The sequence below is a fragment of the Carboxylicivirga marina genome (assembly GCF_016612505.1).
GTDB lineage: Bacteria > Bacteroidota > Bacteroidia > Bacteroidales > Marinilabiliaceae > Carboxylicivirga > Carboxylicivirga marina.
The window spans coordinates 1-13,245 of the sequence record NZ_JAENRR010000041.1; the positions used below are offsets into that span (position 1 = coordinate 1).

Below are 13,245 nucleotides of genomic sequence, written 5' to 3' on the forward strand. Positions count from 1 at the left end.
TTTCGGCTGATTTTATCGCCTGAAAATACTAATACACATCTGTATGTCAAAGTTTTAATTTATAGAAGTCCCCTTAAATACTTTGATCGAATTAGGTACATCTACGAGATAAAAAGAAATTGCCCTCTCAAGGGAAAGAGAGGGCAAGTAGAATGTATGAATCGGGAAACCATAAAGATTTACAGTCGCAAAACTATTGGCTTTTAACATCTTTTAGAAATATTGCATTGGTAGTTTTATGGTACATCTGTGTTTTTTAAGTTATTTTTACATTAACCAAATTCACAGCCATGAAATACCTGAACACCCAGATTTCAAACGTAATAGAAGACGAAGCCATTGTCATAGCCGAACTTAATGGACAAATTCTTTCAGGGAACCAACAAGCCTTAGACCTATACAACTACAGCTCTATCCAATCATTCAAAAAACATCATTTACGTGATTTGATGCCTGAAGATTTTGCCAATCTCTATCCCGATGAAATGACGCCGGAACACGTTAATTTTGATGGTTATTACACACATGTCTGTCGAAAAAGCAATGGTGAACTCTTTGCTTGCAAATTACACACCCACTACCAAAGTATTAATGGCAGGAAATTACTGGTTGGTCATGTACAAAAAATAAATGGCGAGGTTGATATCGAAAAAATCAGACTTAAGCAAAATATAATCGTTCTGGAGCGAGAACTTAAGGCCGAACGCAACAAGAACCAGAACAAAGCCTTACTCAGTTCCAGTCAACAATTATGTCAGTGTTTTCCAGTGTTGAGTAGCCACGATTTAAAAATATGCCATTACATAGCGAAGCAATATAATAGCAAGCAAATATCGGAACTATTAAACATCACTACTGATGGGGTATATGCAGCACGCAAACGCATTCGAAAAAAGTTACAACTCAAAGCTGGCGACGACTTAACAAAAACACTTATTAATTGCATCAAACATTGCTAGTTAAAACACAAAAAAGCCTTGAAAGCAAAAACCTCCAAGACTTCATTTATTTGATAATATGCTTACTTAGCTGGCTCCCAAAAACAGCGCTTTGGTGAAACAATTTTTGCTTCCACCTTAAGTTCCTTCATTGCTTTTTCCACTTCTTTCTTATCAAGCTTACTTGCTTCTACAATTTCCCCTGTTCGCATTGGTTTACCAGCCTGCTTCAAGGCTTCCAATACTGCCGTTGCGTTTGACATATCCTTAATTTTAAAGTTGTAGTTTATTTTGTTGTGTATAAAGACAAGTAGTGAGCAGGATTTGTTTTTGAATTGAATTAAAAAGGGAGCAAAAATCAGCTCCCTTAAATTTTGTATGCATAACATTGATGATATTACTTAACCGTAATACCCACCTGCTCCAATACCTGACGTTCGCTTCCATGATAAAACAAGTTTAAACACTCCCGCAAGTCGCTACAGTAGGCCTTAAGTTCAGCCATTGTTTCACGCTTTTTAACCGAGGCTGCCTGTGCTTCTCCATCTTCTTTTTCGGCCACAATTTTAAGCTGACCAATATTCATTAAATCGTCTTGCCAACCAGTTAACACATCAGTACTGATGTTTACCAACGACAGCTTTTCGGTAATAGCAGGTGTTGCCATCACAACACTCAGAGTGCGTTCAATCAGATTACTCCATTGGGCGTAGTTGCCCGGTATATCTTCATTCAGGTATACCATATTCTGCATATTAACATCAGACTTAAAGAAATAGCGAACGGAGTGACGTAAACGCACAAAGTTATTATGTAATTCATCTTTCGCCCCATTAAACGCTTTGACCGCAGCAGTTCCTTCAGCCTTTTCTTTAGTCTGATGATTGGCAGCAAGCTTTGCGTTGGTGAACAATACCGGGCCATTGGCCAACTTTTCTTCAGTGTAGATGGGCGCAATACGGGTTTTAATAGCATCATTACTGTTAACGCCTTCAATTAACACTCTGCATTTTCAAGTTGACTTTCATGTGATTGACTCATAAATAATGATTGTTTTGTGCTAAAGCATAATAAATGCATCTGCAGCTAGCAGAATGCTCTTAAAAGGCTTTAACTGGTTTGTTAAAATTGATTAATTATTTTTCAGAACGGAACGCTCTTTTCGGATGTCGTTTTAAAACCATAAAGGACGGGCAAGATGTAATCATAATAAGGATTTTATATTTAGGCAAAACGAATATATAAATTAAACTCTTACACTCCAAACGTTGGTGTAAATTCATTAAACACCATGCCTATCAACCATTATAGCAATCTACTATTTTAAATAGCTCTCCATAACCATAGAGTAGCACCCTCGAGCTATTAAACAGTAGTTATTGCGCCATAATTGCACTTTTGCAGTAGGTAATTGCACTTTTGTAGTGTTAAATCGTGCTCTCGTCATACCAAATTGCACCTCAAGCCACTAAATGGTACTCTTAAACAATTAAATGATGGTTGTGAAGGTTTGAAAAGCAGCTTATTTATATTTCATCTACAGAATAAAATAATTAAATTAAACAAGTTGGCATTTCAATTTATTACACCCACAGATGAACACTAAAATAGCAGTTATCTTAAATTTCTATTTACTGTGTATTACCTATGTATATTCACAACATGACACTACTAAGATTATCCTCAAAGACACTATTGGCTTAAAATACATATCGCATATCAGTAATATAAAGAGCGATAGTCTATTTAAAAGTGAACCTATAGGAAACAAAGGTAAGCTGCAGGAAAATTACCCTGTTCAATCCATAAGATCAAAGCGTGATTACAGCGATGAAAAAAACTATTTACTTTATCGTTTTTCAAAGGACTATTCTGCAAATAACATAGTTCTACCAGATACAGCTGCTGTTTACGATAAGCGTCTAATTCCTAAATTTTATATAGAGGCTGGTATCATCATTGGATTTCCAAGGAGTAAATTTCAGAGCATTGCTAATAAGAATGAATTAATAGGGTTTGGCACTGATATACTGTTTAATCCAAAGGTGAATAAGCCAAATTGGCACACGGGAATTGGTGCAGAATTCTATCCTACATTTAGAAAATCAGATAGTTGGTCTGGTGGAGATTTAAAGACTTCACAAACATTCTATACGGTTACCTTTATCAATCGTTTAAAACTATCAAAAAGCAGAGTGCTTAGTCCTTACCTAGAGCTAGGAGTAGGCATCTTTGGCTCATACACCTCTACCTTCTATCTAGATACGACGACATCAATTGATATTGAAACTGGAGAAATTACCACGGAGAAAGATAGAGATACAATTTACAAACACAGTAAGGTAACAGCTAACTTATCACTAGGATTTGGGCTACTATTCAGCAGGAGCACCCTTGAATTCAATTACAACTTAGCCCCTAACTTCCAATATGTTAATAGAGATAATGTTACTATTATGCCAAATGAGATCATTTACAAAACAAGCGAATCACCTGTACATATGCTAGTCGTTGGCATTGCTTTTATGTTTCCCATTATAGAATAACATTCAGATTGAATCCTCTTGAAAATATACACCTGGTAAAAGTATAGTCAAAGAACCTTGTATATAAAGACAATCACTTCTCATCCCTCATTCCTTCCTCTCCGCTCTTTTTTAGTATCTTTGCCACGTTTTAAAAATTGAATAGCAAAACAATAGTTAGATATGGCTCAAAAACCAAGCATTCCAAAGGGCACAAGGGATTTTTCACCAGTGGAAATGGTGAAACGCAATTATATATTCGATACGGTAAAATCAGTGTTTCAAAAGTATGGCTACCTGCCCATTGAAACGCCTGCCATGGAGAACCTGAGCACCCTACTTGGCAAATATGGTGAGGAAGGCGATAAGCTATTATTTAAGATTTTGAATTCGGGCGATTACCTTAAAAAGGCCGACGAAGGTTTATTGGCTGAAAAAGCTTCCAACAAAGTGATGTCACAAATTAGCGAGAAAGGCTTACGTTATGACTTAACCGTACCTTTTGCACGTTTTGTGGTACAGCACCAAAATGAGATTAGCTTCCCATTTAAGCGTTACCAGATTCAACCGGTATGGCGTGCCGACCGTCCGCAAAAAGGTCGTTACCGCGAGTTTTTCCAGTGCGATGTAGATGTGGTAGGCAGTAACTCTTTACTAAATGAGGTTGAACTGATTCAGATAGTTGATGAAGTATACCGCTTGTTGAATATCAATGTGGCTTTATTACTTAACAACCGCAAGGTATTATCAGGTATTGCTGAAATCATTGATGCATCCGATAAAATTGTAGACATCACTGTAGCCATTGATAAGCTCGATAAAATAGGTCTAGATAAGGTGAATGAAGAATTAGCTTCGAAAGGTTTATCGCAGGAAGCCATTGATACCATTCAACCTATTATCATGCTAAGTGGTTCGAATCGTGATAAGATTGCCAAGCTTCGTGAAGTATTAGCAGCGTCGGAAGTAGGACAAAAAGGAGTGGATGAATTGGAAGTGGTTCTTAACTACCTGGACACTTTAAATCTTGATTTGGAAGTTGACCTGGATTTAACCTTGGCACGCGGACTTAACTATTATACAGGGGCCATCTTTGAAGTAAAAGCCAAAGATGTGAAGATTGGCAGTATTACTGGTGGTGGACGTTACGATGACCTAACTGGCATCTTCGGACTAAAAGATGTATCCGGAGTTGGTATCTCATTTGGTGCCGACCGCATTTACGATGTGATGAACCAACTGGAGTTATTCCCTAAAGCTGATGGCGCTAAAACACGTGCCATGTTTGTTAACTTTGGTGGCGAGGATGAATTATATGCGCTACGAATCCTTAAAGAGGTTCGTCAGGCAGACATCAATGCCGAGCTATTCCCAGACTCGGTAAAGATGAAGAAGCAAATGAATTATGCCAATAAAAAGGAGATACCATTTGTACTGTTAGCCGGTGAAGAAGAGCGTAATAACAACGTGGTAACTGTTAAAAACATGGAAACAGGTGAGCAAAGTAAAGTTAGTGTTGACGAATTGATTAAAATCATCAATATCTAATAAAGAAAATACCTAAGTTTGCGGGGTAAGCATCTAATTGTTTACCCCGCTTTTTTATGGGTCGAATATTAAAAAACAGAGATCAAGTTTTCATCTCCTTTGGAGGTGATATCCGCTGCCCCTGAGCAGGCGTTGCCTGTTTTGTTATGACGCAATAACACACCCCCTCTGCCTACGGCATCTCCCCAAGGGGAGAATAAACAGAAGTCAGAGTCATCTTCCCCCAGGGGAAGTGCCTGAAAGGCGATGGGGGAAGTTCAGTCCATAACAAACACAATACCCAATCGATCATTACAGTATTATCTTCGTGCACCGTGCTTTAAGCACCATGCACCAGTTTTAAACCTGCACCGGGCGATAGGCACAGTGCATCATTTTAAATACCATGCAAAAGACATTTCAAATTTCACCAGCACCTCTATCATATGAAATTATTGAAACGATTCTTACTGAAGGCTACCACCTTGAACTATCAGACGAATCAATCAAACGCATTGAGCATTGTAAGCAATACCTTGACAATAAAGTAGCCAATAACGATGGCCCTGTTTATGGTATTAACACCGGCTTTGGTTCACTATGCAACATCTCCATCTCTTCTGATGACTTAAGCAAGTTGCAAGAGAACCTGGTAAAAAGCCATGCCTGTGGTATTGGTCGTGAAGTACCTCGTGATGTGGTTAAGCTAATGTTGATGTTGAAGATTCACGCCTTGAGTATTGGTAACTCTGGCGTGCAGGTACAAACCGTTCAGCGTTTATGTGATTTCTTCAACCACGGCGTTTACCCAATCGTATTCGAACAGGGTTCTTTAGGAGCATCGGGCGACTTAGCACCACTAGCACATTTATTCTTGCCTCTAATTGCCGAAGGTGAAGTACATTACAAAGGCGAGTTACGTCAGGCTGCTGATGTATTAAAAGAAAACAACTGGGAGCCAATTAAGCTAGGCGCCAAAGAAGGTTTAGCCTTATTAAACGGTACGCAGTTTATGAGCTCACATGCGGTTTACACCTTGCTTAAAGCTTTCCGCTTATCGAAATATGCCGATATGATTGCAGCTACTTCTTTAGATGCTTTTGATGGTCGTATTGAGCCTTTCTTCCCTCAGTTACATGCTGTTCGCCCTCACCCGGGTCAGATTGAAACAGCACGCAACATTAAAGCTATATTAGAAGGTAGTGAGCTGATTACACGTGAGAAGAAGCACGTTCAGGATCCATATTCGTTCCGTTGTGTGCCACAAGTACATGGTGCCATCAAAGATGCCATCAACTACGTAGCAAACGTGGTATTAACCGAAATTAACTCAGTCACTGACAATCCAATGGTTTTTCCTGAGGATGATTTGATTGTGTCGGGTGGTAACTTCCACGGCGAGCCATTGGCATTAGCAATGGATTTCTTATCCATTTCAATGAGTGAAATAGGCAGTATTTCAGAGCGTCGTACCTACCGATTAATCTCAGGTGAACGTGGGTTACCTGAATTCCTTGTAGCCAACCCGGGCTTAAACAGTGGCTTTATGATTCCACAGTATTCAGCCGCATCAATTGTTAGCTTAAACAAGCAGATGGCAACACCTTCATCAGTTGATAGTATTCCATCATCAAACGAGCAGGAAGATCATGTGAGTATGGGTGGTAATGCAGCAACCAAAGCATTAAAAATTGCTCAGAATGTAGAGCGTGTATTGGCCATGGAGTTATTCAATGCAGCACAGGCAATGGAATTCCGTCGTCCGGCGAAGACTTCGCCTTTCCTTGAAGATTTCTTAGCTCAATATCGCGAGTACGTTAGCTTCGTAAAAGAAGACAAAATCATGTACAAGGAAATTGAGAAGAGTATTGACTTCCTTCAGAATGGTAAATTCGGCGAATTTGGTGAGTAAGTAAAATTGGCCCAGGCCGATAATAACATATAGGATCGCATCTTTATAACTCCATTGGAAATAAGGATGCGATCCTTTTTTATGTTTTAAACCTTGTAAATCATCTCCATACTCACTACTTATATCTTGATACTATCTCAAAAAAAACCACTACTTTTGCAGCTCAAAACAATCGAGTAACAAATTAACAGATAATATAATGGCATTACAGTGCGGAATCGTTGGCTTACCCAACGTCGGAAAATCAACTCTTTTTAATTGCTTATCAAATGCAAAAGCTCAGTCGGCAAACTTCCCATTTTGCACCATTGAGCCAAATGTTGGTGTGATAACAGTGCCAGATGACAGATTGGTTAAACTTGAGCAGTTAGTTAATCCTCAGCGAGTGGTACCAACAACTGTAGAGATTGTTGATATTGCCGGTTTGGTAAAAGGTGCCAGCAAAGGTGAAGGTCTTGGTAATAAGTTTTTGGCTAACATTCGCGAAACAGATGCCATTATTCACGTATTGCGTTGCTTCGATGACGAAAACGTCACCCACGTAGATGGCTCAATCAACCCTGTCAGAGATAAGGAAATTATCGATCTAGAGCTTCAGTTTAAAGATTTAGAAACAGTTGAAGCCCGTTTACAGAAAACAGAACGCGCTGCTAAGGCCTCAAAAGATGCTGATGCGAAGAAGTTAGTTGAGGTACTTTATCGTTACAAAGAAGCCTTTGAGAATGGAAAATCGGCTCGTACCGTTGAGTTAACTGAGCAGGAAGAAAAGGTTTCGGGCGACTTAATGCTATTAACTAACAAGCCAGTAATGTACGTTTGCAACGTGGACGAGGATTCGGTATTGGAAGGCAATAAGCATGTTGATGCCGTACGTGAAGCAGTTAAGGATGAGAGTGCTGAAATACTAATGATTGCTGCCAAAACAGAATCAGAGATTGCAGAATTAGAGACTTTTGAAGAGCGCCAGGAATTCCTGGAGGATATGGGCTTAAAAGAATCAGGTGTTGCTAAATTAATTCGCTCGGCATACAAATTACTTGACCTTCAGACCTACTTTACGGCAGGTGAAAAAGAAGTGCGTGCCTGGACTTTCCACCGAGGATTTTTTGCTCCTCAGGCAGCCGGTGTTATCCATACCGACTTCGAAAAAGGCTTTATTCGTGCCGAAGTAATAAAGTACGATACCTTTGTAGAGTTAGGCTCAGAATTAGCCTGTAAAGAAGCTGGTAAAATGAGTGTTGAAGGCAAAGAGTATGTTGTTCAGGATGGTGACATCATGCACTTCCGCTTTAATGTGTAATTTAGACTTTAGACCGCGAACAAGTTCGCTTATAGAAGCTAGACAATAGAAATACAAAAGCCCGGCAAACGCTGGGCTTTTGATGTATAATAAACTTCTAAACTTCTAAACTCATCAAGCGATTCTCATTTTATTTTGATAGTTCTACAAATCTGTCATTCAACAGTTCATCAATTTGATCATCTACAATCTGAAGCCCATCAAAAGAATATCATCTACCTGCTCATACTCTGTTCCCATCCACTCTTCCATTTTCTGATGCAGGATGGCCTTTTGATCATCAATTGGCAGCTTATGTATATTAAGCAATAAGTGACGGAATCGACGGTATTTGAACTTCTTCCCTTCGGCACCACCAAACTGATCGGCGAATCCATCAGAGAAAAGATAAATCACATCTTTTGGATACACTTCAATTTCCTGACACGAATAAGACAATTCACGCTCATCATCAGAATAACCAATCGGAAAGCGATCGCCCTTATAGGTCATTATTTCATTATCCCGAATGATATAAAGTGGGTTCATGGCTCCTGAAAACTGCAACACCTGCTTCTCTTCATCCAGCATCACCAATGCGATATCCATACCATCGTCGACACTTTGCTTATTCAGACCTTTATCTTGACCATTCTTCTTAAAAGTTAGAGCCACCTCACGGCTTAACATATTTAGGATTTGAGCCGGACAGTGCTCTTCCTGTACCTCCACTATATTCTTTAGTAAGTCATATCCGATGATGGACATAAAGGCCCCGGGAACACCATGTCCGGTACAATCTACCGCTGCCAGAAACACTTTTTTGCCGCTTCTGTATGTCCAGTAAAAATCACCACTAACAATATCTTTTGGTCGAAAATACACAAATGACTCAGGTATTATCTGCTTCACCATCTCTTCCGAAGGTATCATGGCTTCCTGTATTCTTTTAGCATAACTGATACTATCAGTCAAACTTTGGTGAATTCTCGATAAAGATTCCTTTTGAACCTCTATCTTTTTCTTATCCAGTGCCTTTTCATTCAGCGCCTTATATGCTTTTCTGTAGTTTCTGATTCGATAGTTAATCAGCGTTTGAATAAGCAATACGGCGAATATGATATAAAAAGCATAAGCATAACCTGACATCCATAATGGAGGTTTCACCTCAATGAGTAACTGGGCTTCATCCTGTGCATATACACCATCATTATTAGCACCTTTAATCTTGAGTATATATTCTCCAGGCGACAAGTTAGAAAAGTTCACAAAATTCTGAAAAGTGTCATCGCGCCAGCCTTCATCGTGTCCTTCCAACTTTATGCGATAAACATTTGCGGCCGGATAAGTATATTCCAGTGCTGAAAAGGAGACCCTAATCATCGTATTTCGCCTATACAAAACCGAAATTTCATCTAACACACCCTGATAATCGTTGCTTAGTTTTCCTTTATGATAAACCTTAGCACCTGTAACTATTACCTTAGGTTTATTTAGATTTTTTGGCACATCAAGGGCATTAATGATAGTTAAACCTTTATCTCCGCCAAAAAACAACTCATTATCGCCAAACTTACAAGAGGCGCTTACATTAAAATTATAATCAGGTACGCCATCATTTTTATTGTAATGCGTTGGTGAACCTCCGGGTAGAATCATTGAAATACCAATGCCTGTACTTATCCATATGCGATTAAAATCGTCGATTTCAACAGCATATATCTTACCACTAATTAAATCGTCATATTTCCAAAAAGAGGAAGCCTTGGTGTTCTTATCAAAATAAGATAAGCCGGAATGTGTCCCAATCACAATTTTGTCATGGTCTTCGGCAAAATCTGATATAATGTTATGGCTTAATACCTTCTCCTGCCCTTCGATATTACGAATACGATTAAAAGTCTTGGAAACAATATTATAGGTATTGATACCATCATTCGTTCCTATCCATAGCAACCCATCGGTATCCTGAAACAACACATTAATCTCATCATCGCACAATCCATTATCACTTTCATTATCTGCCCAATAGCTCGTCATTTTGCTACCATCAAATTTATAGAGCCCAAATTGTGTTGCAAACCAGATATGACCCAAACGATCTTCGATGATATCCTTAATCTTATTCGTCTTAAGTAAATATTTAAAATCAGTACTGTTGGTATAACTAAACTCCTGTATTCGATTACTACCCCGATGAAGAATAAACACACCATCGTCGGTACCAAACCACATATTGTCTTTCGAATCTTTAAACATGGTATTAACTACCGGATCATCTTTTGACACATAGGGCGGATAAATGGTGTAGTGCTTGAAACGCTTTGTATCACGCTGAATGGAATAAACTCCCTTTTGTACTGTCCCTAACCAAAGTGTGTTATCATCATCTACAAACACAGATTGAAAATCGAAACAATCAATTGGATATTCAACTTCATCGCTTGCCGCTATAGAAGAAAACTTTGAAGGTTTACTATCAATCTTAAATAAACCATCTTGCCTTGTTCCAACCCACATTAGTCCACTATTATCAATCAGTATCGATGATATCTTTTTAAAGGCAGCATTTAACTGACTATTGATTACATAACTATGATAGCTATTATATGGTGACTTAGAATTCATTAAACCTTTTGAAGTAGATAACCAAACGTCTCCATCATCACAGGCCAGAATACTATTAACACTCTCAACTTTATACTTATCTGTACTTTTAAATAATGGTGTAAAAGATTGCTGTTTTATTGAGTATCTCCATAATCCTTCTTTCGAACCAGCGAACAATAAGGAATCATTAACTTTTGCAAGGCTACTTATCTCAACCTGTTGTTTTCTATTAGTGGGTGCAATGTGCTTAATCGATTGCACATCTTCCTGAATATATTGAATCCCATCCTTAGAGCCAAACCATATTTTACCATTGCCAGATACAACAGGATATGATTCACTTATGCCTTTCTTTAAAACGGATGAATAATGGTCGTATCGCTTAAATTCCTTAGTTGCATGATTGATTTTAATAATGGCGTTTCGTGTTTTCACCCACACATCATCTCCATTGGTTTCCATACCATACACACCATACTCTCTGAGTGCCTTAAAGATTGGGGAAGTCTTTCCTAAATTCTTGAATTTACCATCCTTTTTTTGCCAGATAGCGATACCACTGTTTCTCGTGCCAATCCATATATTACCATCAGGCGTTTCTGTAATTGCCTGAATGTAATTGCCTACAATAGTGCTATCAGCAAGGGGATGATGCCTGAAAACATCAAAACCATAACCATCATAACGATTTAGCCCATCAGATGTACCAATCCAAATATAACCTCTGCTATCCTGAAAAAGAGTGGTGATATGGCTGTTTGACAAGCCATCATTAATAGTATACTGCTCGTAGGATAACCGAACCTGCTGGGCATCAGCCACACTTAAACAACTAATTACCAACACAATATTCGCTAAAAAACGAAATTGAGAGATGGCATTAAATAAACCACAGAATATCCTTTGAATCAACACACTCATTGATGATAAAAGTAATAAAATCCTACGACCTAAAACAAGCGATAAATAATAAAGAACTTTAAATATCAAACATTTATTCTGAGTTTGAATAAGCTTAACTATCAGAGAGCAAAAAAGAGAGGCTTAACCTCTCTTGCTTATAATTATTTTTGATAGTTTACCTTATCAACAAACCACTTTAAGTTTTGCGACTTAGGCCTTTCAATTGGCAATCCATATAAGCGATCCCAAATAAGCTGAGTTAACACCCCTAAAGAACGTGAAACGCCGAATAAAACCGTATATATCGGATACTCGGTAATGCCAAAGGATGATAATAAAGAACCACTAATAGCATCTACATTTGGCCATGGGTTCTTCACTTTACCTGTCTGTGTCAATAAACCTGGTACTACATTGTATATCTTATCCACCATTTGAATCAAAGGTGCGTTTGGTGCATATTTCTTAGCAAACTCAAGCTGAACCGTAAATCGAGGGTCAGTCTTTCGCAATACGGCATGGCCATATCCCGGAATTACCTGTCCCTTTTTAAGAGTCATTTCTGCATACTCTTTTATTTGCGATTCTGTTGGATTTTCACTTCCAATCTCCCTCATCATTTTATGAATCCAGTGCATTACATTTTGATTTGCCATTCCATGTAGCGGTCCGGCTAAGCCATTCATACCAGCTGAGAAACTATAATAGGGATTCGATAAAGCGGAGCCTACTAAATGAGTGGCATGCGCCGACACATTGCCACCTTCGTGATCGGCATGAATCATCATGTAAAGTCGCATCAGTCGATGTACTTCTTCAGTATCATGTCCCATCATGTGGGCTAAGTTTGCTGCCCAATCATGACTCGGATCAATATCGATGTATTGCTCGTTATGAAATACTCGACGATAGATATAGGCCGCAATCACTGGCAAACGCGAGATTAAATCCATCACACCCTCATAAGTTGGCCCCCAATAGTCCTTCTTATCCATCCCTGTTAGATAAGCTTTTCTAAATTGTGATTCGGTAGACATTGCCAATATCGCCGTATTAAACTGAATCATAGGGTGGGCATCTTTTGGCAAAGCATTAATCACATCAAACACATGTGGAGGGATGCCTTGTGAACGCTGAGCCCATTGTTCACTTATTTGATTAACATCTTCTTTTGTTGGTAATTCGCCCGTTAGCATCAGGTAAAATAACCCTTCAGGTAATGGTTCTCCTTCCTTTTTTACTTTCGGAAGAAGCTCCTGTAGTTGAGGAATCGAATAACCGCGGAAACGAATACCTTCTTCAGCATCTAACTTTGAAGTACACGTTAGTAAGGACACCATGCCTTTCATCCCTGTCAGAACCTGACCTAAGGTAACATCCTGAATAACATCATCACCGTGTTTTTTGAGTAAGTCTTTAACCATCTCGGCCTTAGGGCGGCCTATTTCAATGATCTTTTCTTTAATATAATCCATATTGAGTAAGCTGATTGAATTAATACTGCGCCTTGGTGTGAGTTCGAGGCAATGTTAAAACAGATAAGTGCTATAA

9 protein-coding genes are annotated in these 13,245 nt (G+C 38.7%); 5 read left to right on the top strand and 4 right to left on the bottom strand.

What is annotated here, in order from left to right; genetic code table 11:
* Positions 1–290: 290 nt before the first annotated feature.
* The gene (locus JIV24_RS15430; RefSeq protein WP_200465965.1) at positions 291–959 is read left to right on the top strand and encodes a hypothetical protein; all 669 of its coding nucleotides are present in this window, start codon (positions 291–293) and stop codon (positions 957–959) included.
* 62 nt (positions 960–1,021) lie between these two features.
* Here JIV24_RS15430 and JIV24_RS15435 read toward each other — a convergent pair whose 3' ends face one another.
* Together JIV24_RS15435 and JIV24_RS15440 are read right to left on the bottom strand one after the other, a co-directional pair.
* Complete coding sequence (locus JIV24_RS15435; RefSeq protein WP_200465966.1) at positions 1,022–1,201, bottom strand: transcriptional regulator; 180 nt, start codon at positions 1,199–1,201, stop codon at positions 1,022–1,024.
* Between the two features lie 134 nt (positions 1,202–1,335).
* Positions 1,336–1,941, bottom strand: a complete 606-nt coding sequence (locus tag JIV24_RS15440; RefSeq protein WP_200465967.1) for a hypothetical protein — start codon at positions 1,939–1,941, stop codon at positions 1,336–1,338.
* Positions 1,942–2,533: 592 nt separating this feature from the next.
* Here JIV24_RS15440 and JIV24_RS15445 point away from each other — a divergent pair.
* The 4 genes from JIV24_RS15445 to ychF all read left to right on the top strand — a co-directional run bounded on the left by JIV24_RS15445 (position 2,534) and on the right by ychF (position 8,202).
* Positions 2,534–3,484, top strand: coding sequence for a hypothetical protein (locus JIV24_RS15445; RefSeq protein ID WP_200465968.1), 951 nt, complete (start codon positions 2,534–2,536; stop codon positions 3,482–3,484).
* A gap of 162 nt (positions 3,485–3,646) precedes the next feature.
* The gene (gene hisS / locus JIV24_RS15450; RefSeq protein ID WP_200465969.1) at positions 3,647–5,011 is read left to right on the top strand and encodes a histidine--tRNA ligase; all 1,365 of its coding nucleotides are present in this window, start codon (positions 3,647–3,649) and stop codon (positions 5,009–5,011) included.
* A 385-nt stretch (positions 5,012–5,396) separates the two neighbouring features.
* Entirely contained in the window at positions 5,397–6,902 is a 1,506-nt protein-coding gene (hutH, locus tag JIV24_RS15455) for a histidine ammonia-lyase (protein WP_200465970.1), read from the top strand.
* 199 nt (positions 6,903–7,101) lie between these two features.
* Positions 7,102–8,202 carry a redox-regulated ATPase YchF gene (gene ychF / locus JIV24_RS15460; RefSeq protein ID WP_200465971.1) on the top strand — a complete coding sequence of 367 codons (1,101 nt, stop codon included), beginning with the start codon at positions 7,102–7,104 and terminating at the stop codon, positions 8,200–8,202.
* Between the two features lie 183 nt (positions 8,203–8,385).
* Here the strand turns inward: ychF and JIV24_RS15465 are convergent, their stop codons facing one another.
* On the bottom strand, positions 8,386–11,712 hold the full coding sequence (locus tag JIV24_RS15465; protein ID WP_200465972.1) for a two-component regulator propeller domain-containing protein: 3,327 nt from the start codon (positions 11,710–11,712) through the stop codon (positions 8,386–8,388).
* A 143-nt stretch (positions 11,713–11,855) separates the two neighbouring features.
* Positions 11,856–13,169 carry a citrate (Si)-synthase gene (locus JIV24_RS15470; protein WP_200465973.1) on the bottom strand — a complete coding sequence of 438 codons (1,314 nt, stop codon included), beginning with the start codon at positions 13,167–13,169 and terminating at the stop codon, positions 11,856–11,858.
* Between the last annotated feature and the right edge of the window lie 76 nt (positions 13,170–13,245).

Coding starts and splice junctions, on each gene's coding strand:
- JIV24_RS15430 (WP_200465965.1), top strand. CDS start 291: ATGAAATACCTGAACACCCAGATTTCAAACGTAATAGAAGACGAAGCC.
- hisS (WP_200465969.1), top strand. CDS start 3,647: ATGGCTCAAAAACCAAGCATTCCAAAGGGCACAAGGGATTTTTCACCA.
- JIV24_RS15445 (WP_200465968.1), top strand. CDS start 2,534: ATGAACACTAAAATAGCAGTTATCTTAAATTTCTATTTACTGTGTATT.
- JIV24_RS15435 (WP_200465966.1), bottom strand. CDS start 1,201: ATGTCAAACGCAACGGCAGTATTGGAAGCCTTGAAGCAGGCTGGTAAA.
- JIV24_RS15465 (WP_200465972.1), bottom strand. CDS start 11,712: ATGAGTGTGTTGATTCAAAGGATATTCTGTGGTTTATTTAATGCCATC.
- JIV24_RS15470 (WP_200465973.1), bottom strand. CDS start 13,169: ATGGATTATATTAAAGAAAAGATCATTGAAATAGGCCGCCCTAAGGCC.
- hutH (WP_200465970.1), top strand. CDS start 5,397: ATGCAAAAGACATTTCAAATTTCACCAGCACCTCTATCATATGAAATT.
- ychF (WP_200465971.1), top strand. CDS start 7,102: ATGGCATTACAGTGCGGAATCGTTGGCTTACCCAACGTCGGAAAATCA.